The sequence below is a fragment of the Galbibacter kalidii genome (assembly GCF_026241135.1).
Taxonomy (GTDB): domain Bacteria; phylum Bacteroidota; class Bacteroidia; order Flavobacteriales; family Flavobacteriaceae; genus Galbibacter.
On the sequence record NZ_JAPFGA010000016.1, the window covers coordinates 24,942 to 47,460 of the forward strand.

Here is a 22,519-nt window from a genome sequence, read left to right on the forward strand (position 1 = left end):
TCACCCTGAGCTTGCCGAAGGGTAGTATTGAGATAATAGTTTTGGTATATTAGACCAACATAATAAAAACCAATACATGAAAAAAATAACCATTGCCATAGACGGCTATTCCTCCACCGGGAAAAGTACCATAGCCAAGCAATTGGCAAAAAAACTGGGATACATTTATGTAGATACCGGGGCTATGTATCGGGCGGTGGCTTTGTATGCACTGGAAAACGGATTTATATCGGCTGATAAGGAAGAAGAGAAGATCGAAGCACTTATCAAGATGTTGCCGTATATCAAGTTGGATTTCAGATTGAATGAGGAAACCGGGGTTGCAGAGATGTATCTGGACGGTGAAAATGTGGAAAAAGAGATCCGCACTTTACGGATATCGAATGTAGTAAGTAGGGTAGCGACCATTTCTGAAGTACGCCAGAAGTTGGTAGAACAACAAAAGAAAATGGGGAAGGACAAAGGCGTGGTTATGGACGGTCGGGATATCGGAACCGTGGTTTTTCCGGATGCTGAATTAAAACTTTTTATGACGGCTTCACCCGAAACCAGAGCACACCGGCGTTATAAAGAATTGATCGACCGTGGAGAAGATGTGAAGTACAAAGCCGTGCTGGAAAATGTTCAAAACAGGGATTATATCGATTCACACCGTGAAGCCTCTCCGCTGACAAAAACCGATGATGCTATCGAATTTGACAATAGTGATATGGGCTTGAAAGAACAGTTTGAACGTATCTACAACTTCGCGATGCGGATTATTAATGGGGAGTGAAGTATGAAATAAGACGGGAGATCGAAGTCCGAAGACGGAAACATGTACTGATATAGGTTGACCTTGGTATTTCTATTTCGATATCATTTACTAAATAATAATTAAAGTGATAAAGTGGTTCCTCCCTTGTGATAGGACGGAGCGTTAAAGAAGCTGTTGTAAAAAGCCGTAGATTCAAATGTCAGACTGACAAATCAAGTTCGCTCAGACTTTTTAGACAGCCTCCAGCGACAGGCCAGCTGGCGGGCGGGTGGATTGAAGCAGATTGCGATAGCAGAACTGAAGACGGAGGGTTTTGATATCCCTGACCATTGGAAGAAAACAGATGTTTTGGTGTTTATACCAAAAGCTTGGGATTTCACAACACCCCTTTCTCCGCCAAAGCGGATTCATTCCCATCTTCGTCTAAAACGAGAAGTCGGTTTTAAGCACTTCAAATCAAATTTCTTTTTCAATATTCTCCATAACAACATAACTTCGTAACAACATAACAAGATAACTTCGTAACACCATAACTGTAAAAAAAATGAGTTTGAAGCTTCTCGATTATTTGGAAAGATTTATCACCGAAGAGCGCAAACAAAGGTTTTTGGAGATTTTAGCGCAGCGGACCAATCATTTTACGGTGGCGATGGAAGATGTGTACCAGATGCACAATACCAGTGCTGTGATACGAAGTTGTGATGCCTTTGGGATTCAGCAGCTACATGTTATAGAGGAACGTTTTGAGAAAGATCTGGATAAAAAGATTTCCATGGGGTCACAGAAATGGGTAGATACCCATCGTTATAAAAATGCGCCTTCTTGTGTGGAAACCTTGAAAGCAAAAGGCTATCAAATTATAGCCACTACACCTCATACTCATGCCTGTACGCTTGAAGATTTTGATATCGAACAAAAATCTGCTTTGTTTTTTGGTACGGAAAGAGACGGACTCACCCCTTATATCATGGAAAATGCCGATGACTATTTAAAAATTCCCATGTCCGGCTTCGCTGAAAGTTTGAATATATCGGTCTCCGCAGCTATCATTCTGCAAAACCTGAGCACGAGATTACGCCGTTCTGATATCGATTGGCAGCTGAGTGAAGAAGAAATCCTGAAAAAGCGAATTGATTGGACAAAAAAGTCCATTCGAAGTGTTGAGGATGTGCTTAAAAGGTTTGAAGGAGAGTTTTAGGCCGAATGCCGAACCATTTAGGTTCCGAACAAATAGCGTCCAAAACGTTTTTATTGAATTTTTTTAACATACTGAATTTGCTAAGGTTTAGATGAAATTTTAACGTTTGTGGTTTGGTTCCGGCCTACGATAAAAATATTGAAAATCAAGGAAGCAGCGGTGAGTTATTTTTATCCCTGCCTGCCGGCAGGCAGGTGTGGCTGGGGATTCCGTAGTATTTTCTTATGTTTTTATCGTCAGCCTAGATTTTTTTGGTTCGTTTTTTCATCAATGGAAAAAATGAACAGATAAAAATTTATTTAGGACAGAATTGGTTCCGAACCTAAAACTTTAGGGTCGATACCTAAAACTTTGGGTATAAAAACCAATCGTTTGGGGTCTCTATTGAAAGTTTTAACGCCAAACATCATTCGTTTAGGTTATTTCATGAAATGTTTCATCAAAATCATATCCTGTTTGGCCTCGACACCTAAAATTTTGAGCGGAATACCCAAAGTTTTGGGCATTTTGGTTAAAACTTTGGTTTTTCTTCGTAAAAACTTCACGATAAGACCTAAAAGTTTCACTTTTTTCGCTAAAAGGAACATGATTACACCTAAACGGGACACCTTTTGACCTAAATGGGGCATCTTTTGACCTAAAAGCTTCTTTATTTCCTCTAAAGAAAATGGTTATATTTGAAAGGAATATATGTGATCTTGTGTATATCCAACTGATTTTAGGAGGGGTATGCGGTATTATATAAGTTGTAGCCAATTTAAAAGAAATGGAAATAGAAATTCGACAAGCTGAGATAAAGGACATAGATAAAATTCTGGAAATTGTGAATTACGAAATACTCAATTCAACGGTACTGTACGATTATAAAAAGAGGACTTATGACCAACAACTTAAATGGTTCGAACAAAAAAAGGCGGATGGAATGCCAGTAATCGTGGCTGAAAACAATACCACAGTGGTTGGTTTTGGGACTTATGGAATCTTTAGACCTTGGGCCGCCTATCAATTCAGCATTGAGCATTCAATTTATGTAAGTAAGGACTCTCGAGCGAATGGGGTTGGAAAAAAACTTATATCAAGACTTATTGAACTTGCAAAAGAAGGCGGGTTTCACATGATGATAGCCGGAGTTGACGGGTTAAACGAAAAGAGTATTGACTTCCATAAAAAATTTGGGTTCCAAGAAATTGGAACTTTTAAAGAAGTCGGATTTAAATTTGATAAATGGCTCGACTTGAAATTTCTTCAACTATTTCTAGATTAAAACTCGCTACAGCATCGGCTAAGAAAACATGCGGGCAGATAGAGTAAAATGACCTTAAAAACACAATAAAACTCGGTATACGGCTGAGAAATATGCCTTCCAAAACCCCACATTTCTTAGCCAAAGCCGTTGCACAATCCCATAAATTATAAAATGTTACCTTCCATAGTTACCTTTTTCATTTAAACAACACCTTCATTCAAAAAAACTCCATTCTTATTGTGATTTTTTAAGAACTTCATACACTAATACGTTGAAGTTAATTTTTTAATGGATTTAAAAGCCCGGTTTACCAAAGTAATTAAAGAAAATAAAGGTCTGATTTTTAAGGTCACGACACTTTATACTGATGGTGAACAGGACAGAAAAGATTTGTATCAGGAAATTGTCTATCAGCTTTGGAAATCCTTTGATTCGTTCAAAGAGCAGTCAAAACTGAGTACGTGGATGTACCGGGTGGCGCTTAATACGGCCATTTATCATTTAAAACAAACCAAAAAAAGAATTCAAACCGTCCCCATCGATTTCAAAACAGACCGATTTGATGAGACCAAGGATAAAGTAGAAGAGGAGCGGATAAAATTACTTTATGAACATATCCAAAGACTCAACCTACTGGAAAGGGGGATTATCCTTCTGTATCTGGAAGGAAAGAGTTATGAAGAAATCGCTTCCATAGTGGGGATAACTACTACTAACGTTGGAACAAAGATTTCGAGGATCAAAAAGAAATTAAAATCAGAAATGAGTTCTTCGAAAAACTAAATCAATATGAGTGTCTAGCCACGAATACACAAATATTTTCCTCCCCCAACCCCTCCAAAGGAGGGGAGGAAAATGTAATTGGTGTATTCGTGGCCAAAGTTCACAAAAACTATTTAACTTGATAATGAAAATTATGGAATTGGAAGAAATGAAAAACACCTGGAATGAGCTTAGTAAGAGGGTAGAAAAACAAGAATTACAAACCGATCAAATTATAGAGAAAATGACACAACAAAAGTATCATTCAAAATTGAACAAAATTAGTTATTCAGAATACGCCGGAACCATTATTTGCTATATAGGAGCGGCATACTTGATCGTGAATTTTGCAAAAATAGAGGAAACACTCATGCAGATTTTTACGATCATTGCTATTCTATTGCTTTTTATTTTGCCTGTTATTTCCTTGAAATCGGTACGTATAATGAAAAATGTAGAGATCTCGTCTAAAACCTATTTGGAGGCAATCAATCATTTTGGAAAACAAAAAATCAGGTTTCAGAAACTTCAAAAACTGAACGTATCACTAGGATTGTTCCTTCTACTGATTTCTGTTCCTGTGCTTTCAGCAATACAGGGTAAAAACATTAGTGAAACACCCTATTTTTGGACACTTATTTTTCCGTTTTCGATTTTGTTCTTTTTAGTCTTCGCCTATTGGGTAATGAAGTCTTACAACAAAGTATTGAATGCGACTGAAGAAATGCTTTCTGAAATCAATCAATAATCAACCATCAACTGATGCACGCGCTGTCCGATTTCTTTAAAAATGGGCAGTGCTTTTTCTTCTTCAATGGGCATTAAAAGTGCGATGATGTATTCCTGTTTTCCGTCTGTTACAATCCCGACATCGATCGTCCAGTGACTCCACCAGCCTGTTTTGTGATAAAACATAGCCGAATCGGGCAGGCCTTGTACCAGTTTGGAATCGTCCAATTGACGACCTAAAAATGTTTTCATTTGTCGGCTTACCCACGGATTTATCAATTTATCCTTATTGATCAGGTATAAGAAGTCAGCCGCATGTAGCGCACTGGTTTCCGTGCCACGAACACTTAAATAGTCCTTGTCTTCGAGTTTCTGACTTAAAAACTTGCGGGTGACTTCACTTCCTTGCCAGTTGTGTTGGTGCATCATTTCATTGATCTGTTTCCGGTCAGCCAGATCGATTAGGCAATTGGCAGCCGAATTATCACTGCGGGTAATCATTAGATCCAGCAAATATTGAGTGGTTACGGTGTCTTTGTCCCGTAGTAACGGTCGGGGATCGGAAGGGATTTCCTTTTTTGTATCCACATCGTTTGGCGAACGCACGATTTGTGTGGTATTCAGATCATAATCTCCATCAGAAATCTGACTCAATACCTCGGCAGCTACATACATTTTATACATGGAGGCCGGATAGATAAAGTTGTCGTAGTTTACACCACTCAAATAGGCTTGATCGTCTTTTTCATAGATCACTGCAAAGGAGATGCGTTCCCAACCATCTTCTTCACCGCAATAATACTCCCCGTCTATTCCCAAATCGGAAACTATAGTTTGAAGTTGATCGTTTAGTTCTTCATCGATTTGATAATAATCTGCCACCTTGGTGTTTTGTTCTTGGGCATTCGTGAATAAAAATGAACAAGTAAACAGTACAATTAAAAACCGCATAATTTTTCTCTTTTGTTTAAGTGAGTTCTAAAATTAAGCGAAACTTCTCAAAAAAAGACGCATCAAAGAGCTAATTTTTATGCTGAAAGCTGCACATAATCAGTTAAATACGAGAACATGGAGAATAATCCTTATAAATTATCTGTAACATTTTAAGAATTCTTGTAACTAATTAGAGGTAACACTTCCCCCCACTAGGATTTTCCTTAAGTTTATATCACTGAATATACCTATTGAATGGACAAAAGAAACATAATCGGAATCAATGGAAGTGCAAGTAAGAATTCTTCCAATCTTTTTATTCTGAAGGTCATAGCCGAACTTGGAAAATCAGAATTTGATTTAAAATTAATAGATGATTTAAGCAAACTACCGCATTTTAGAACGGAACTGACCGATGACAATGTCCCTGATGAGGTGATTGAATTCCGCAGTCAGATTGAAAACGCAGACGGAATTATCATCTGTACCCCGGAATATGTTTTTAGCATTCCAAGCGGACTCAAAAATGTGATAGAGTGGTGCGTATCAACCACAGTGTTTTCCGACAAGCCGATAGGACTGATAACAGCTTCAGCAAGTGGGCAAAAAGCACACGAAGAGTTGAAATTGATCATGGAGACGGTTCAAACTCATTTCACTGAAGAAACAACGCTATTGATTCCGGGAATAAGAGGAAAGATAAACAGTGACGGGGAGATCTTGGATGATAAAACGAAGAATGAATTGGAAAAGTTTGTTCAGGCGTTTGTCAGTTTAAAAGGATAAATAGTATCAGTAAACAAAAATATAAACCCTAATCTTATGTTTAAAACTAGCTTAAAATCAATTCAGTACAAACAATATTGTGAAAAACTTATATGTTTTCTGTAACATTTTATAAGGTTTTGCAACTAACCAGAAGTATCTCCCCACAAATTAGGTTTTGTTGTGTAAAAACAGAACCGACAATAAGCAAATAAATTAGAGCATAAAAAGGCGTTACGGATTTTAAAAAATCTGTTCTCGATACTTTTTTCTTTCGGAATCCCGATAATTTTTGGGACAAACTGACGGTGTTTTTAAATCCCACAACGGATTAAAACTAAACGCGAACTATATGGATACTAAATTTATAATGACTGCTAGCGGGGATATGATGTGGACTGTGGGAGTAGCCCTGATTTTTATTCCTGAAAAGACAATAAACTATCTGGATATGGCTGTGAGTGACATGAGCTTATTTCTGATACAAATCCTGGGCGCACTTTATTTTGGTTTTGGAATGCTCAACTGGATGGTCAGGAAAAGTAGAATAGGAGGGATATACAACCGTCCGATTGCTGTTGCCAATTTTTCCCATTTCTTGGTAGGAGGGTTGGCTTTGATAAAAGGGATGATTTCCAATCCTGAAGTTACACCTGTTGTTAGTGTTGTGATGTGGGTTGTGGTAGTGTTTTATGCCGTGTTCGGAATATCCTTCGGAATAATTTTGTTCAAACATCCAAAAACTGAAGATAAAATCAACTAAAAAAATGAAAAAGCTAACAGTAGTACTGTCGATACTTGTCCTTACAAGTTGCAATCAACCCACCAAAAAAAATAAAACAACCGCTAAACAAGATTTATCAGACACCACAAGAGTTTCTGGGGGAGAACCGACCGGCTTTGGTGGGAATTGGGTCAACAAAAAGTACCTTGACAAACTCCTTGAAACCAAATCTCCTATTGCTTCCCAAGATGTTGTTGGTATACCTGTGCTAACGCTGCCGGAAGAGACAAACCAAGTGGCATGGGTTATTTGGTATTTTGACGAAGCCGAAGTGGACACTGTAAAAAGGAAAGATGGAAAATTCAGTATTCATGCCTATGGTGATGAAAGAGAACTAACCCTCAGTCTTGAAAATGACATATTGAAAACTGAAGAGGGGGAATTTATAAAATTCAACAATGACGAAACCCATCGTGAAAATATTGCTGAGCAATTCCTTTTTGCCGGTACATACAATTGGAAAGGCAAACAAGTTGAGTTAACAAAAGAAGGTAAGGTTATAGGGATAGATACTGTATCGGGCTATAATGTGCTTTTATCTGAACCTCATACTATTGATTTGGATGGAGATCAGCTTAGGTTAGAATCCCATAGTGGGGATAGTAACCCGTATGGATTTGAATTTTCTGCCGATACCTTGACCATATACGAACTCGAAGCAATATACAGTGAAGAATATGAGGGTATGATTGTAGCTGTAAAAAACGGAAAAGTACTCTATAAAATGATAAAAGAATAAATAATGAATCAAGTAGTGTTGGGAGACATTAATCCCGGTTCAATACTTTGTATTCTTCATAACAGTTACTGATGGCGTCGAGGATTTGCAGGTCATTGGCCGTTTCTATAAAACCGTCTGAATAATTACAATTCCGCAATATCTCGTCAATATCAACTTTTTCAACTTGTAAAAGTGCTGTTAGGGTCTCCCGGTCGAATTTTGATGCCAGAAGGTTGCGTATTTTGTCATCTTCCTGCATTTTTCGCAGTTTCCGCATCTGTTTTGGTTTTTTGCCAAAGAGATTGTGGAGAAAATCTGCCGGATTGAAAATAGAGCCCAAAACCTTTGAAAATGCACCCGGATTCCTATTACCGGCTTCATAACCAATATTTAAACCGGAAATGCTATACCGCGCCGATTCGTTGATAGGGATGTTCTTGGCGTCGATCTCCAGATATCCCGTAAGTTGGAACGGGCGAACAACCACTTCTTCTAAGGCATAAGCCAATTCGGTCAACTCGATTGTAGGGTTTTGAAATTTCAACATATCGTTGGTGACGCGAATTTTAATGGATTTAAAACCGAGATACGAAAAATACAAGGTGTCGTTGGCACGCGCAGGAATAGTGAACTCTCCCTCTTCGTTGGTAATGGTGCCAATCACCTGGTTCAGGTTCAATACATGAACATTATCCAAGGGAAGCTTGTCTTTTGAGTTTATAACCATGCCCCTAAGGTCTTCGTTCTCCTGAGAGAAGGCAAAGCAAACCGTAAAAAGGGTCAGTATTAAAAATATTTTTTTCATTACTTCAAACATACTAAAAAAGAAAGCTGATGCCTAAAGAATGTGATTTGTTTATGAGTAGGTATCACACATAGACCGGTAGCTTATTTATTGATTACAATAGTGGCTAAAAGTAATAAACAAAAGCAAAAAATGCGCCATGAAGCGCATTTTTAATTTATAATTAACTCATTAAGTAAGTTTCAATAGCTATTGGTAGCTACGGAACTCCTCTAAAGTAATTTATTAAAACTTTTTTCGGGATCTTCGCTTTCCTCCACCGGAAAAATTACCCTTTCCGCCTTTTTTCCCAAAACGTTTTTCTCCGAAGCCTTTATTTTTGCCTCTTTTGTTTCCTCCGCCGCCTTTTCTGCGGGAACCACCACCACCTCGGGTATTTTTAGAAATTTCCACGTTGATGAATCGGCCATCCATTTTAAACTCAGAGAACATTTGAAGCACCGCTTCGCTGTGTTCTGCATTGGTGTTGAAAAAAGAGAAACTCTCTTTTACATCAACTTTAAAGATATCATCTTTGCCCAGTTGCAGTTGTTCACGTAAGAAATCTTTAAGGACCATCCAGTCATAACCATCACGCGAACCTACATTGATAAAGTAGCGTACTTTTCCTTCTGAAGAAAAATCCTGTGGACTACCATTGGCAGATACGTTGATATCTCCTGCTTTTTTGTAGTATTCGACAAATCGTCCAAATTCAACCGATACCATTTTCTTGATCAATTCTTCACGGTCAATTCCTTCCAGAACATCGTTTACAGCCGGCAGGTAGTTTTCCACTTCCTGATTAACTTCGGTGTTCTTGATTTTGCTCGCCAAATGATAGAGCTGAATTTCGCAGATCTCATCAGCAGTCGGAATCTTTTTAGTTTCAAACTTCTGTTGGATAATGCGTTCAATGGAGTGAATTTTACGCAACTCACTTTTGGTGATGATCACCATGGATATCCCGGATTTTCCGGCTCTTCCTGTACGACCACTTCGGTGTGTATAGGTTTCGATCTCATCCGGTAATTGGTAGTTGATTACGTGTGTAATGTCATCCACATCAATACCACGAGCGGCAACATCGGTAGCCACCAACATTTGTATTTGTTTGGCTCTAAAAGCCTTCATGACAATGTCACGTTGATTTTGACTCAAATCTCCGTGCAATGCCCCAGCGTTGTATCCATCTTCGATCAAACGCTCTGCCACCTTTTGTGTGTCGCGTTTTGTTCTACAGAATACCACCGAAAAAATATCCGGATTGGTATCAGCAAGACGTTTTAATGCTAAATAGCGATCTCTTCCACCTACCACATAATATTCGTGTTGTACGTTTTCTGCAGCAGAATTTTTGGTACCCACAGTAATTTCCTGTGGTTCCTTCATGAATTTTTTAGCAATTCTCGCTACTTCTTTAGGCATGGTAGCCGAAAAGAGCCAAGTGTTTTTTTCTTTGGGTGTATGAGATAAGATTTCGCTGATATCCTCATAGAATCCCATGTTCAACATTTCATCAGCCTCATCAAGCACACAGTACTCAATTTTAGAGATGTCCACCATACGGCGGCTTATCATGTCTTTCATTCTTCCGGGGGTAGCCACAACAATTTGTGCCCCTCTTTTTACTTGTCTGGCCTGCTCGCTAATGCTGGCTCCACCATAAATTGCCGCCACATTCAGTGATGGGATATGTTTGGAGTATAATTTTAATTCATTAGCAATCTGTAAGCACAACTCACGTGTAGGCGATAGAATAAGGCCTTGTGTAGTTCTGCTGTTTACATCAATTTTCTGAATCATAGGAAAGCCGAAAGCAGCTGTTTTTCCCGTACCCGTTTGTGCCAGAGCCACCATATCGGTCTCGTTGGCCAGTAGGACCGGAATAGCTTTCTCCTGTACCTCAGAAGGTGTTTCAAAGCCCATGTCGTTAATGGCTTTGAGCAGCTGTTCGTTCAGTCCTAATTGTTCAAATTTATTCATATATCTATTTAAAATAAGGGTGCAAAGGTAGTTTTATTAATCGAGACTACACCATATAGAACCATTTTTATTTTTTAGCCTTATTGTTGATAATGAGGTTTTTAGTAAAAAGGAATGGTCTTGTCAATCCGTTTTTATACAATCTGAAGGAAAACGGTGTTCCACAGCAAAAAATGATCGTTTAAAAAACATCAATCTTTGAGTAGGTCCGGTCTTCTTTCTTTGGTTCTGGCGTAGGCCTGTTCTTCTCTCCACTTTTCTATTTTTGGAAAATTACCGCTTAACAAGATTTCGGGAACTTTGTGTCCTTTATAATCCGACGGCCTGGTGTATACCGGTGGAGCGAGCAGATTATCTTGAAAAGAGTCGGTAAGGGCAGAGGTTTCGTCATTCAACACTCCCGGGATCAATCGAATAATGGCATCACAAAGCACAGCTGCTCCCAATTCTCCACCGGACAAGACATAGTCACCAATGGAAATCTCTTTGGTAATAAAAAGATCGCGAACGCGCTGGTCCACTCCTTTGTAATGTCCACATAGGATTATGATATTCCCTTTTAGCGAAAGTTCATTGGCTATTTTCTGATTCAAGGTCTCACCATCCGGAGTCATATATATGATTTCGTCGTAGTTGCGTTCAGCTTGAAGTTTACTGATGCATTTGTCTATGGGTTCGATCATCATAACCATCCCGGCACCACCTCCAAACTGATAATCATCCACCGTTTTGTAGTTATTGGTGGTATAGTCCCTAAGGTTGTGAAAATGGACTTCAACAAGGCCTTTATCAACAGCCCTTTTTAATATAGAGGCGCTAAACGGACTTTCAATGAGTTGGGGTAATACGGTTATAATATCTATTCGCATGGAGTTTATCAAAAAAAGTTTTCAGCTTACAAAAATAAGCGGTTTGAGCCACAAATAAAGGGATTAAACAAAAAAGAGGCTTTCCAAAAAGATTATTCCTGTCAGTTCGAGCATTATTGAGATGAAAATATATTTTCATTGAAACGTAGCTATCGAGAACTATGATAGTTGCTGAAAACCAATAGGCTTCGACTGCGCTCAACCTGACATATATACTGTTTGTTTTATTACTTTTTAGACAGCCTCTTTTACTTTTCGTTTAAAAAGATTATTTTGATTTGGTCATTTTTTGCTTATTGATCTCGTCTTGCAGTTGTCTTCTGGCTTTTTGTTCTCTTTCCAGTGCTTTTCTGCGGTGTTCTTCATATTCCTGTTCAAGATCCGCTAAGGATTTCTTGGCTTGCTGTGTAACCACGTTCGCGTTTTTGAACTTATATATGAACAATCCCAGAATTATACCCAACAAGACAATAATACCCCACATGATCACTTTGTAGATCGGCTTGCTGACCAAGGCGCCAAAAAATGAAATGCTGTCTTTTTCTTCGGTAACACCGGCAAGTTGTTCGTTGGTTTTGGCCAACTCTTGATTGAGGTTGTCTATGTTTTTCTTTTGTGTGGTCGTTAACTCTTGAGAGCTTGCTAGTTCATTTTCCAATCTGGCAACAGAGTCCAAAGTATTCTTCTTTAACAGATAAAGCCAATTTTTTTTCACGACCTTGTAGTCCTGATAGTTGTTTGCTTTTTGAAAGATATATTCAAACTGATTGTCTAAACTTCCTTTTGTTAAAGATAATTCCTCTTCTTTTTTCTCTTGAGCAGTTATTGCAAAGACTGAAAATAGGAATAATGTGGTTGCGGTAATAAGTGTCTTTCTCATCATCTTCTTTGTCTTCTTTCGATTAAATGTTGTTTTGGGATTGCAAAGTTAAGTTTTTAGTGCTAACGGGCACAATAATAACATATTGTTTTTTTTGTTAAAAAAATTAAAATGAGTTCATAAAAAAAGAGCTTCGGGAGAAGAAGCTCTTTTTTGAAGGCAATAATTCTTTTTTAATCGTGGAAGACCAAACGTTCTTGCTCACCATCTTTGTTGATGGTCACAATACTCATCGTGCCATAAGTTCTGGCTTTTTTCACGGCTTCTTTCACATCGCTTATACTTTTGATTTTTTCGTCGTTAATGCCTATCAATAGCTTGCCGACCAAACCTAGTCTTCTATTGTAATCACTGGCATCAGCAATAATCACCCCGTCTTTATTGTTGTACTTTCTCATATCAGATTTTGTTTGCTCCTGAACAGAAATACCGATTTCGGTAATATTGTAGTTGTATGAGGAGTTGTTGAGCAAAACAACAGGCATTTTCTTTGTTCTGTTATTTCTGATAATAGTTAAGTCTACTTCGTCATTCGGTCTTTTGCTTCTTAAATATCCGGTTAAGTCTGAAAATTTGTTGATTTTCACATTATCTATTTGTTTGATAATATCCCCGGAACGAATACCGGCCTTATCTGCTCCCGATTTTTGGAATACTTCGGCAACCAAAATCCCCTGTGTTTCGCTATACTTGGTTTCAAGAGTGTTGGTAACACCCAGGTCTTGCCCCCTGATGCCTAAGATACCCATCTGTACATCGCCATATTCCATAATATCCTCAACCACCTTTTTGGCAATATTGCTAGGTACGGCAAAAGAATAACCGATAAAAGCTCCGGTTTGTGAGGTGATGGCAGTATTGATGCCAACCAGTTCACCATTAGTATTTACCAATGCACCACCGCTGTTACCCGGATTTACAGCAGCATCGGTTTGGATAAACGATTGAAATTTACCGTCAGCTTCGTTCAAATCCCTTGCTTTAGCACTGATAATTCCTGCAGTAACCGTAGAAGTAAGGTTGAAAGGGTTTCCAACGGCCAATACCCATTCCCCGATCTTGGTATAATCGGAATCGCCAAATATTAAATAGGGCAGATCTTCTTCTGTATCAATTTTGATTAGGGCAATATCGGTTTCAGAATCGGCTCCAATGAGTTCTGCCTTATAGGTTTTATTGTTGTTGAGTGTTACCTGTAATTCGGTAGCGTTGTTGATCACGTGATTGTTGGTCACAATATACCCGTCCGGAGAAATGATCACCCCGGAGCCTGTTCCTATCTGCGCCCTGGGTTTTCCCCCTGATCCGTAGAAATACTCCATAATGCTGGAAGGTCCCCTGCTGAGAGCCAAATTCTTTACGTGCACCACTGCGTGAATGGTTTTGTCTGCAGCCTCTGTAAAATCTACATTTTCTGTAGCTTCTAAAGTTGCCGGATTGTAGGAAGCGGTTACAAATTTTGGTTGATCGCTTGTGTTTTCAACAAAAGTGACTTCCTTTTCAAAAGCTATTTTGTAGATGCCCAAAGTAAGAGCCCCACCAAGTACGGAAACCAGTAATAAACTCAAAAATCTTTTCATCTCTTTAAATCTTTAAAATTTTTAATTTATTGAATGTCATTTTCTGAACTATATAAGATACATAATTCATCTAACGTATAAAAATACTTGATAATTATATGTGGTTTTCAACTTTAACGCACTTTAACAATGAAATAAACAGCTACATTATTGTATATTTGCAATAGAATAATGGAACAGTGTTTTTTCTTGAACTTGTATAAACTTTTTTGATTGAAGCGAAAATACCCTTGCGTCAGCTGGTAAATTAAACAGGCTCAAAAGAATAATTTTTTAGCCAGTTTAAAAAAATTATACAAGTTCATTAACAAAAATTTGATAAACATCTGTTTCAAAACATGAGTAACGCTAAAACAATGAAACTCAATTTTTATAAATATCAAGGGACCGGAAACGATTTTGTTATGATCGATAACCGGCAACAATTTTTCCCGAAAAACAATATCAAACTGGTCAATAACTTATGTGATCGAAGGTTTGGGATAGGTGCAGACGGACTTATCTTATTGGAAAATGGTGACGAGGCCGATTTTAAAATGGTTTATTACAATGCCGATGGAAACGAAAGTACGATGTGTGGAAATGGCGGAAGATGTATCGTCGCTTTTGCCAATTTCTTAAATGTTGTGGAGGATGAATGTACTTTTATGGCTGTCGATGGATTGCATCATGCCAGTATTTCCGAAGGAATCATAAGTCTGGCTATGCAGAACGTTGAAAGCATCAATGCTTTTGCCAATCATGTTTTCCTGGATACCGGATCGCCACACCATGTGCAATTGGTCAACGGGCTTTCAGCTTTGGATGTAAAAAATCACGGAGCCAAATTGCGTTATGGAAAATACGGAAACGAAGGAAGTAACATCAATTTTGTTGAAAAAGAGGAAGCTGACACTTTTTCAGTGCGTACCTATGAGCGTGGTGTTGAAGACGAAACCTTCTCTTGTGGTACAGGGGTGACCGCCGTTGCTTTGGCGATGCATCACACCCAGCAAACCGACAGCAATCAAATTAACTTGAAAACACCCGGAGGACTTTTAAAAGTTTCGTTTGAAAAAAACGGCGTAGGGTATAAGAACATCCATTTAGTAGGCCCGGCTACACAGGTATTTTCGGGAATAATAGAGATATAATGATAACACTGTCGGGAAATACTATTTTTTTAAGAGCGCTGGAGTCGGAAGACCTCGACTTCTTATATACTTTGGAAAATGATGAGAAAGTTTGGGAAGTGAGTGAAACACTGGCGCCATACTCCAAATATATCTTAAAAGAATACCTGGCCAACAGTCATAAGGATATTTATGAAGCAAAACAATTGCGCTTGGCAATATCCAACTACAACGACCGTTTATTAGGTTTTATCGATATATTCGACTATAATCCTAAAAATAAAAGAGCAGGCGTGGGGATCATCATCTTGGAAGAAGCAAACCGGAATAGAGGCGTTGGCAGAGAAGCGCTGTCCTTGCTTATTTCGTATGCGTTCAAACATTTGGACCTCCATCAGCTGTATGCCAATATTTCAGAAAATAATAAACCCAGTATCCATCTTTTTTCCAACCTGGGTTTTGAAAGGGTTGGCATAAAAAGAGATTGGAATTATACTTCAGGGGAATTCCGTAACGAAATCCTTTATCAAAAGATCAATAAATAATGTATATAAGAAGAATTTTAGTGGCAATAGCACTTTTGGGTGCCATCGCAGGATTTGTTTTTGTGTATTTTGTATATAATACGGTTTTTATGCCCAATACCGCCTTTGAAAACGACCAAGCTTATGTTTATGTCAAATCAGATGACAATTTTAATGATGTGAAGGAACAGTTGACTCCCTTGCTCAAAAATGTGGAGACTTTTACAAAAGTAGCAGAAAGAAAAGGGTATATCAATAATATCAAAGCGGGGAAATACAGCATAAAAAAAGAGATGAACAACAACGAGATCATCAACTCGCTGCGAAGTAAGAACATTCCTGTCGATATTTCCTTCAACAACCAAGAGACCATAGCGAATTTAGCAGGACGTATTGCGACACAAATTGAAGCCGATAGCCTTGATTTGTTAGAAAGTTTCACAGACCAAACTTTTTTAGACAGTGCAAAATTCGATCAAGAAACCGCTCTGGCTATGTATGTTCCCAATAGTTATGAGTTTTTCTGGAATACCTCTGCAGAAGGGTTCAGGGATCGTATGCTGAAAGAATACAAACGGTTTTGGACAGAAACCCGTTTGAATAAAGCCAAGGCCATAGGGCTTAAACCTTTGGAGGTGGTTACCCTAGCGTCTATCGTTCATGAGGAAACCGTGAAAGTAGACGAACGTCCGCGGGTGGCCGGAGTCTATATAAACAGATTGAAGAAAAAAATGGCTTTACAGGCTGATCCAACGGTGATCTATGCCTTGAAAAAAGAAGCAAACGACTTTGACAAGGTAATAAAGCGGGTTCTTTATAAGGACCTGGAGCTGGACTCTCCATACAACACCTATAAATATGTCGGACTCCCGCCGGGACCGATTGCCATGCCTGATATTTCTGCAATTGATGCCGTGTTAAATCATGAAAAGCATAATTTTTTGTATTTTGTAGCCGATATCGAGAATTTTGGATATCACAAATTTGCAAAGACCCTTTCCCAACACAATGCCAACAAACAAGCCTACGTAAGATGGTTGAATTCACAAAAAGTGATGCGTTAACCGGACTTTAATAATATTTTAACTATTTGATTTAGTTTGAATTAAAAAAGTTGTATATTTGCACGCTCAATTTTTAAGCTACTGAATTTCGATTTGGTGTAAGGCTTGAAGAAACATAAAAGCATGAAAAAACAAGTATTAAAATTTAATGTTTTAGTAGCTGTTTTGATTTTAGTTTTAGGCATAGGTTTGGGCTTTACTTCTGTAATAAAAGCCCATAAAAATGTTCATTATATTAATAGGGTTTCAGCCCCTATGGCATATTCGGTTTCTATGGAAGAAGACGCTTCTGATGTTGCTCAACCTCCCTTTTTAGGGAAGTCGTTCAACGGATTTAAAGAGGCTCTGGCTTTTAAAGAATCCAGAGGGGATTACTTTACGATAAACTCTTTGGGTTATATGGGGAAATATCAATTTGGAGCCTCAACCTTAAAGACGATAGGAATACACTCCAAAACCGATTTTCTAAACAACCCGGAATTACAGGAACGTGCTTTTATAGCCAATCTTGAAAGAAACAAATGGGTGTTGAGAAAAGATATTGAGTGGTATGTAGGTGAGATCTTTAACGGTGTAAAAGTAACCGAATCGGGTATTTTGGCCGCTGCTCACTTGGCCGGACCCGGCAATGTAAAGCGTTATTTACGTACTCACGGTACAAGTGGTTTTGAAGATGCCAATGGTGCTTCCATACGGTATTATATGCGAAAGTTTGCCAAATATGATGTGTCACATGTTAAAGCTGATAAAGCTGCTAAGATTTAAAAAGAAAAATTAAGATCATATAAAAGAGAAAAGCCTCAAACTTTGTTTGGGGCTTTTTATATTCCACCAAAGACCTCTGGTCTTTTGTTGTAGTATTAAGCTGTTATGCAAAGTGGTAGTTTATATGATAGTTGCTTTTTGAAGAAAAAGCAGTATATTAAAGGGGATGAATACCCGTTATTTAGTATAAGCTGATGAAACGGACATGAATTTTATTAATCATGAATACGTAAAAAAGCTTGATTAAAAAAATTATGTGGGCCTGCCTGCCAACATAGGCAGGAGCGCAGCGGTTTCATGTGTGCAACATCCCGGAACTTGCGGGATTGTGCATTTTACATTGCAAAAAATTTTAGGGACATGAAAATGATGACATATCTTTTAGGAATGATGCTGTTTTTAACCTCCTGCAATATGAAAAACGAACCTGTTTATACAAAATTGCAAGAAGATATTTATGAAATCAATAACCAATACTTCTATGGAGAGCCTGTGCATACATACTTAATTGAATTAGAAGATAAGGTATTACTTTTTGATATTTCTACCTATTCAAAAAACATTGAAAAATTTATTCTTTCATTTAATAAACCGCCTATAGCAATTATATCCCACGGTTCTTGTGGAATAAAGGATGGAACTGAATGGCAAGAAAAAATCGGACTGAAAGTATATGCCCACAAAGCTGATGAAAACCACCCTTGGCTAAGAATGAAACCTGATGTGTTCTTTACTGAAATGCCTGTTTTTGCACAAAATATCGAGGTGATCCATAGCCCGGGACATAGTGCCGGAGCAGTTTGTGTTCTTGAAAAAAACACAAAATCTTTGTTTACCGGCGACACCTTTCACGGAGATACAAACGGGAAGGTTAAAGATTTTACCCGAGAAACCCCTGAAGATTATGAGAATTTGTCTGATCGAATAAAAAGCTGCAAAAAACTGTTGCAATACGATTTTGAAAATGTCTATCCGTTTCACTATTCGATTATAGAAACAGACGGAAAAAAAGCTTTGAGGGATTACTTAAAAGGTAAATAATAAGGTTTTATTATCCCTTTGCATGAAAAATAAAAATCGTCGGTCTTTTATGGAGACTGAGATTGCTTTTTTTCCATTGTGCTATGGGCTGGGTTTTAATGTATTCCGTAGGAAGAGTAATATCACTGGCAACACAGAGCAAGGTCGCAGGGTGTAGGGTAGTGGTGAAGTCAGACATCAATTTGTCGTTCCGGTAGGGGGTTTCTATAAAAATTTGAGACTGGTTGAACTCTTTAGAGTGTTTTTCCAGTTTTTTTATGGCTCTTTTCTTTTCCGTTTTATCAATGGGCAGGTAACCGTGAAACGCAAAACTTTGTCCGTTCATCCCGCTGGCCATCAATGCCAACAAAATAGAAGAAGGTCCAACCAAAGGAACTACCTGAATGCCTTTTTCATGAGCCAAGGCTACAACATCGGCTCCAGGGTCGGCCACACCGGGGCAGCCTGCTTCAGAAATAATCCCAACGTCATAACCGTTCAGGCATGGGGTGAGGAATTGCGGAATTTCTTCAGGTTTGGTGAATTTGTTTAGCAATTCGATATGGAGATTGGGCTGTGACTTTTTTGGATGTATCCTTTTGATAGATTGCCGCGCGGTCTTTTCATTTTCAACAATGTAATAATTCACATTTTCAATAACGCGTTTTATAGAAAGTGGTATCACTTCAAGAGGTTCCACATCGCCAAGTGTTGTGGGAATGAGGTAGAGTTTGCCCTTTTTTTTATGTTGTTCAGCCATGATATCCGGTTATAAATTCAAGATAAAAACACTATAAAAGCTTATATTCCTCTGCGATCACATCAGTAGCTTCATCAAGCATGCGAAAAACATTTTCAAAGCCCATAGTCCCGCCGTAATACGGATCGGGAACATCGAGATTTTCCCTCGAACTGATCTTGTTCAGGATTAAATCCACTTTCTTTTTGTCCTCTTCATTTCTCGCCAGCCGAAGGATGTTCTTGTAATTGCTCTTATCCATGGCAAAGATAAGGTCAAAATCATCAAAATCGATAACAGTAAACTGGCGTCCACGTTGATTTGTGATGTCAATACCGAATTTGGATGCTATTTCAACAGATCTTGGATCAGGACTTTCCCCAATGTGATAATTGGATGTTCCGGCGGAATCCACCATTGTTTTTTCAGGATCGACCTTGGATTGTAAAATTCCTTCTGCCAAAGGGGATCTGCAAATATTTCCGAGGCAGACCATAAGGACACGAACCGGCATTATTGTACAAATTTTTTATTAAGGTCTTCGATGTATTTTCTGAATTGTTTATCAGTTTCGGCCAGGTTATCAACAGTTTTACAGGCGTGAAGCACAGTTGCGTGATCTCGTTTTCCTATTTGAGAACCGATACTTGCCAAAGAAGCTTTGGTGTATTTTTTGGCAAAGAACATGGCCAATTGTCTTGCTTGAACAATATGTCTTTTTCTGGTTTTCGACTGTAGGGTTTCCACATCCATTTGAAAATAGTCTGAAATAACCTTTTGGATATAGTCGATAGAAACTTCCCGCTTGGTGTTCTTTACAAATTTATCAACGATCTGATTGGCCAATTCGATAGTCACTTCTTTTTTGTTGAAAGAAGATTGTGCAATCAAAGAAATGATGGCGCCTTCCAGTTCGCGAACATTGGTTTTGATGTTCCTGGCAACACATTCAACAATCTCCTCGGGCATTTCTACCCCATCGCGATAGAGGCGATTCTTTAAAATGGAGATTCGGGTTTCGAAATCAGGATTCTGCAATTCTGCCGACAATCCCCATTTGAAACGGGATAAGAGGCGTTGCTCGATATCCTGCATGTCTACGGGAGCTTTGTCTGATGTAAGAATCACTTGCTTTCCATTTTGGTGCAGGTGGTTAAAGATGTGGAAAAACACATCCTGTGTTCCTGATTTTCCGGAGAAAAATTGCACATCATCAATAATCAATACATCGATGAGTTGATAGAAATGGATGAAATCGTTTCGGGTATTCTTTTTTACCGACTCTATAAATTGCTGTGTGAATTTTTCAGCAGAAATATATAAAACGGTTTTTTCCGGATATTTATCTTTGATCTCCACTCCAATAGCATGTGCCAAGTGTGTCTTTCCCAAACCAACACCGCCAAAAACGAGTAGGGGGTTGAAAGAAGTTCCTCCTGGTTTGTTGGCTACGGCCATACCAGCCGAACGAGCCAAGCGATTGGAGTCACCTTCCAGGAAATTGTCAAAACTATAATTGGGATTTAATTGTGATTCTATTTTGATGTTCCTGATCCCGGGGATCACAAACGGATTTTTAAGCTCCGGATTTTTGTGCTTTACCGGAACGTCTAATTCCTGTGGTTGCATATTTGCCCTGTTGGAACTCGGGATACTTTCAGTAAACGGTTTTTTATTGCCATAAGTGTTTTCCATTCGGATGACATAGACCAATTTGGCATTTTCCCCTAATTCTTTTGTTAAAGCAACTTTGAGAAGTTTTACGTAATGCTCTTCGAGCCATTCATAAAAAAATTTACTAGGAACCTGAATACTTAATGCATTATCAGTTAGTTTTACAGATTTGATAGGTTCAAACCATGTTTTGTAAGCTTGGGGCTGTATATTGTCTTTTATGAATAGAAGACAGTTATCCCATACTGATTCCGCAGTTACGTTCATTCTTTAAATATTATTTTTATAGTTAGTCAGGTTTGATAGTGAATAGAATTTATAGAAATTTACTATCGTAAAAGGTTGAACAAATATGTGAACAAAAAACTGAAAAAAAAAATGAAACTGGGTTGAATTTATCCTTTTTTTTTCTCATGATTGTTAACTTTCTCTTCATACTTTCTTAACATATGTAAAATACATTTTTAAATGAAAAAAACAAATAAAATTAACATAAGAGTTCGCTATGGTGAAACCGACAAAATGGGCGTGGTCTACCACGGTAATTATGCACAATATCTTGAAGTTGCTAGGGTTGAGTGGCTTAGGGAGCTTGACATCTCCTATAAATGGATGGAAGAAAATGGAGTGATGCTTCCAGTGGTGTCATTATTTATTAACTATAAGCAGCCTGCGAGATACGACGACTTATTAACAATTGAGGTACGTCTAAAAAAGACCCCTTCAGTTAAAATTGAGTTCGATTATACTATTTTCGATGAAAGGGATAATATCTTAGTTGAAGCAAACACGGTTTTGGCATTTATCAACTCAAAAACGGGTCGACCTATGAAATGTCCCGATTATATTTTGGAGAAATTGTAAAAAATCAACTATTTTAAGGCATCCCGATAGCTATCGGGTCCACGAGGTATTAAACAGATTACCTTTACTCATTTCAAGGAACAACATTACTTTATGGGATTCAGGAAAGCTCTTCTACTTTTACTTCATAAAATGGTTTAAAAGCTTGTTTGACTTGCTCAGCTTTACTTTTTCTGATACTGGCCATAATTTCGCAGCTGAGTTCCATTTTTTGGCTCTCGATAGCAAGTTTTTTCTCTTTGATAACCCGCATTACATTGTTCATGTTTTTATATTCAAAAGTGATTAAAAACCTGGTGTCAATGGTTTTTTCTACAATATTTGCCGCTTCCAGACTCATCCGTGCTGCTGTTCGATAGGCGTTGATCAAGCCACCGACTCCTAATTTTATTCCACCAAAATAGCGAACCACAACGATAAGGACATTGGTGATGTCAAAAGATTGTATTTGTCCGTAAATAGGCATTCCAGCAGTATTGGAGGGTTCTCCGTCGTCATTGGCCCGGTATTGTATCTTTCCGGTGCCTATCTGCCATGCATAACAATGATGACGTGCACTGTTGTGCTGGATTTTTAATGCTTCAATCTGTTCTTTGATGTCTTCTTCATCTACAACAGGAAAAGCGTAGCCGTAAAACTTACTGCTTTTGTCTTTAAAGAGTACTTCGGGTGCTTTTTCTGCTATGGTTTTATAAGTGTCTGTCAAACTTTAGATTAATTTTTGGCTTACAAAATTTAGTAATTGTTAATAAACAAACAAAAT

General features: G+C 38.2%; 24 protein-coding genes. 14 read left to right on the top strand and 10 right to left on the bottom strand.

What is annotated here, in order from left to right; all coding sequences use genetic code 11:
- Positions 1-76: 76 nt before the first annotated feature.
- From cmk to OOZ15_RS15370, 5 genes are all read left to right on the top strand, one after another.
- A complete protein-coding gene (gene cmk / locus OOZ15_RS15350) occupies positions 77-775 on the top strand; it encodes a (d)CMP kinase (protein WP_265957317.1) in 699 nt (232 codons plus the stop codon).
- 526 nt (positions 776-1,301) lie between these two features.
- On the top strand, positions 1,302-1,955 hold the full coding sequence (locus OOZ15_RS15355; RefSeq protein WP_265957318.1) for a TrmH family RNA methyltransferase: 654 nt from the start codon (positions 1,302-1,304) through the stop codon (positions 1,953-1,955).
- A 766-nt stretch (positions 1,956-2,721) separates the two neighbouring features.
- Positions 2,722-3,219: a GNAT family N-acetyltransferase gene (locus tag OOZ15_RS15360; RefSeq protein WP_265957319.1), complete on the top strand. Its 498-nt coding sequence runs from the start codon at positions 2,722-2,724 to the stop codon at positions 3,217-3,219.
- 270 nt (positions 3,220-3,489) lie between these two features.
- Entirely contained in the window at positions 3,490-3,984 is a 495-nt protein-coding gene (locus tag OOZ15_RS15365; RefSeq protein WP_265957320.1) for an RNA polymerase sigma factor, read from the top strand.
- Positions 3,985-4,108: 124 nt separating this feature from the next.
- The gene (locus OOZ15_RS15370; RefSeq protein WP_265957321.1) at positions 4,109-4,711 is read left to right on the top strand and encodes a hypothetical protein; all 603 of its coding nucleotides are present in this window, start codon (positions 4,109-4,111) and stop codon (positions 4,709-4,711) included.
- Here the strand turns inward: OOZ15_RS15370 and OOZ15_RS15375 are convergent.
- Entirely contained in the window at positions 4,705-5,643 is a 939-nt protein-coding gene (locus OOZ15_RS15375; protein ID WP_265957322.1) for a serine hydrolase, read from the bottom strand. The genes OOZ15_RS15370 and OOZ15_RS15375 overlap by 7 nt on opposite strands.
- A 237-nt stretch (positions 5,644-5,880) precedes the next feature.
- Between OOZ15_RS15375 and OOZ15_RS15380 the strand changes: the two genes are divergently transcribed.
- The 3 genes from OOZ15_RS15380 (at position 5,881) to OOZ15_RS15390 (ending at position 7,913) form a co-directional block, all read left to right on the top strand.
- The gene (locus OOZ15_RS15380) at positions 5,881-6,411 is read left to right on the top strand and encodes an NADPH-dependent FMN reductase (protein ID WP_265957323.1); all 531 of its coding nucleotides are present in this window, start codon (positions 5,881-5,883) and stop codon (positions 6,409-6,411) included.
- Positions 6,412-6,742: 331 nt separating this feature from the next.
- Positions 6,743-7,153 carry a hypothetical protein gene (locus OOZ15_RS15385; RefSeq protein WP_265957324.1) on the top strand — a complete coding sequence of 137 codons (411 nt, stop codon included), beginning with the start codon at positions 6,743-6,745 and terminating at the stop codon, positions 7,151-7,153.
- Between the two features lie 4 nt (positions 7,154-7,157).
- A complete protein-coding gene (locus OOZ15_RS15390; RefSeq protein WP_265957325.1) occupies positions 7,158-7,913 on the top strand; it encodes a hypothetical protein in 756 nt (251 codons plus the stop codon).
- A 28-nt stretch (positions 7,914-7,941) separates the two neighbouring features.
- Here the strand turns inward: OOZ15_RS15390 and OOZ15_RS15395 are convergent, their stop codons facing one another.
- The 5 genes from OOZ15_RS15395 to OOZ15_RS15415 form a co-directional block, all read right to left on the bottom strand.
- A complete protein-coding gene (locus OOZ15_RS15395) occupies positions 7,942-8,700 on the bottom strand; it encodes a carboxypeptidase-like regulatory domain-containing protein (RefSeq protein ID WP_265957326.1) in 759 nt (252 codons plus the stop codon).
- A gap of 225 nt (positions 8,701-8,925) precedes the next feature.
- Complete coding sequence (locus OOZ15_RS15400) at positions 8,926-10,665, bottom strand: DEAD/DEAH box helicase (RefSeq protein WP_265957327.1); 1,740 nt, start codon at positions 10,663-10,665, stop codon at positions 8,926-8,928.
- A 191-nt stretch (positions 10,666-10,856) separates the two neighbouring features.
- Complete coding sequence (gene trmD, locus OOZ15_RS15405; protein WP_265957328.1) at positions 10,857-11,534, bottom strand: tRNA (guanosine(37)-N1)-methyltransferase TrmD; 678 nt, start codon at positions 11,532-11,534, stop codon at positions 10,857-10,859.
- 268 nt (positions 11,535-11,802) lie between these two features.
- Positions 11,803-12,417, bottom strand: a complete 615-nt coding sequence (locus OOZ15_RS15410) for a tRNA (guanine-N1)-methyltransferase (RefSeq protein WP_265957329.1) — start codon at positions 12,415-12,417, stop codon at positions 11,803-11,805.
- A 170-nt stretch (positions 12,418-12,587) separates the two neighbouring features.
- Positions 12,588-13,994: a S1C family serine protease gene (locus tag OOZ15_RS15415; protein ID WP_265957330.1), complete on the bottom strand. Its 1,407-nt coding sequence runs from the start codon at positions 13,992-13,994 to the stop codon at positions 12,588-12,590.
- Between the two features lie 356 nt (positions 13,995-14,350).
- On the opposite strand from OOZ15_RS15415, the gene dapF reads away from it, so the two are divergent.
- The 5 genes from dapF to OOZ15_RS15440 all read left to right on the top strand — a co-directional run bounded on the left by dapF (position 14,351) and on the right by OOZ15_RS15440 (position 18,500).
- Positions 14,351-15,127, top strand: coding sequence for a diaminopimelate epimerase (gene dapF / locus OOZ15_RS15420; protein ID WP_265957331.1), 777 nt, complete (start codon positions 14,351-14,353; stop codon positions 15,125-15,127).
- Entirely contained in the window at positions 15,127-15,651 is a 525-nt protein-coding gene (locus OOZ15_RS15425; protein WP_265957332.1) for a GNAT family N-acetyltransferase, read from the top strand. Before dapF ends, OOZ15_RS15425 begins: the two co-directional genes overlap by 1 nt.
- The gene (gene mltG, locus OOZ15_RS15430) at positions 15,651-16,694 is read left to right on the top strand and encodes an endolytic transglycosylase MltG (RefSeq protein ID WP_265957333.1); all 1,044 of its coding nucleotides are present in this window, start codon (positions 15,651-15,653) and stop codon (positions 16,692-16,694) included. The genes OOZ15_RS15425 and mltG overlap by 1 nt, the downstream gene beginning before the upstream one ends.
- A gap of 123 nt (positions 16,695-16,817) precedes the next feature.
- Positions 16,818-17,459 (top strand): peptidoglycan-binding protein LysM, encoded by a 642-nt coding sequence (locus OOZ15_RS15435; RefSeq protein ID WP_265957334.1) that lies wholly within the window; start codon positions 16,818-16,820, stop codon positions 17,457-17,459.
- A gap of 414 nt (positions 17,460-17,873) precedes the next feature.
- Entirely contained in the window at positions 17,874-18,500 is a 627-nt protein-coding gene (locus OOZ15_RS15440; RefSeq protein WP_265957335.1) for an MBL fold metallo-hydrolase, read from the top strand.
- 10 nt (positions 18,501-18,510) lie between these two features.
- On the opposite strand, the gene OOZ15_RS15445 is transcribed toward OOZ15_RS15440, so the two are convergent.
- The 3 genes from OOZ15_RS15445 to dnaA are packed head-to-tail and all read right to left on the bottom strand — an operon-like array spanning position 18,511 to position 21,159.
- Positions 18,511-19,239, bottom strand: coding sequence for an SAM-dependent methyltransferase (locus OOZ15_RS15445; RefSeq protein ID WP_265957336.1), 729 nt, complete (start codon positions 19,237-19,239; stop codon positions 18,511-18,513).
- A 31-nt stretch (positions 19,240-19,270) separates the two neighbouring features.
- Positions 19,271-19,732, bottom strand: coding sequence for a low molecular weight protein-tyrosine-phosphatase (locus OOZ15_RS15450; RefSeq protein ID WP_265957337.1), 462 nt, complete (start codon positions 19,730-19,732; stop codon positions 19,271-19,273).
- Complete coding sequence (gene dnaA / locus OOZ15_RS15455) at positions 19,732-21,159, bottom strand: chromosomal replication initiator protein DnaA (protein WP_265957338.1); 1,428 nt, start codon at positions 21,157-21,159, stop codon at positions 19,732-19,734. The genes OOZ15_RS15450 and dnaA overlap by 1 nt, the downstream gene beginning before the upstream one ends.
- A gap of 201 nt (positions 21,160-21,360) precedes the next feature.
- On the opposite strand from dnaA, the gene OOZ15_RS15460 reads away from it, so the two are divergent.
- A complete protein-coding gene (locus OOZ15_RS15460; RefSeq protein WP_265957339.1) occupies positions 21,361-21,756 on the top strand; it encodes an acyl-CoA thioesterase in 396 nt (131 codons plus the stop codon).
- Positions 21,757-21,856: 100 nt separating this feature from the next.
- On the opposite strand, the gene OOZ15_RS15465 is transcribed toward OOZ15_RS15460, so the two are convergent.
- Positions 21,857-22,462 (bottom strand): IMPACT family protein, encoded by a 606-nt coding sequence (locus OOZ15_RS15465; protein ID WP_265957340.1) that lies wholly within the window; start codon positions 22,460-22,462, stop codon positions 21,857-21,859.
- Between the last annotated feature and the right edge of the window lie 57 nt (positions 22,463-22,519).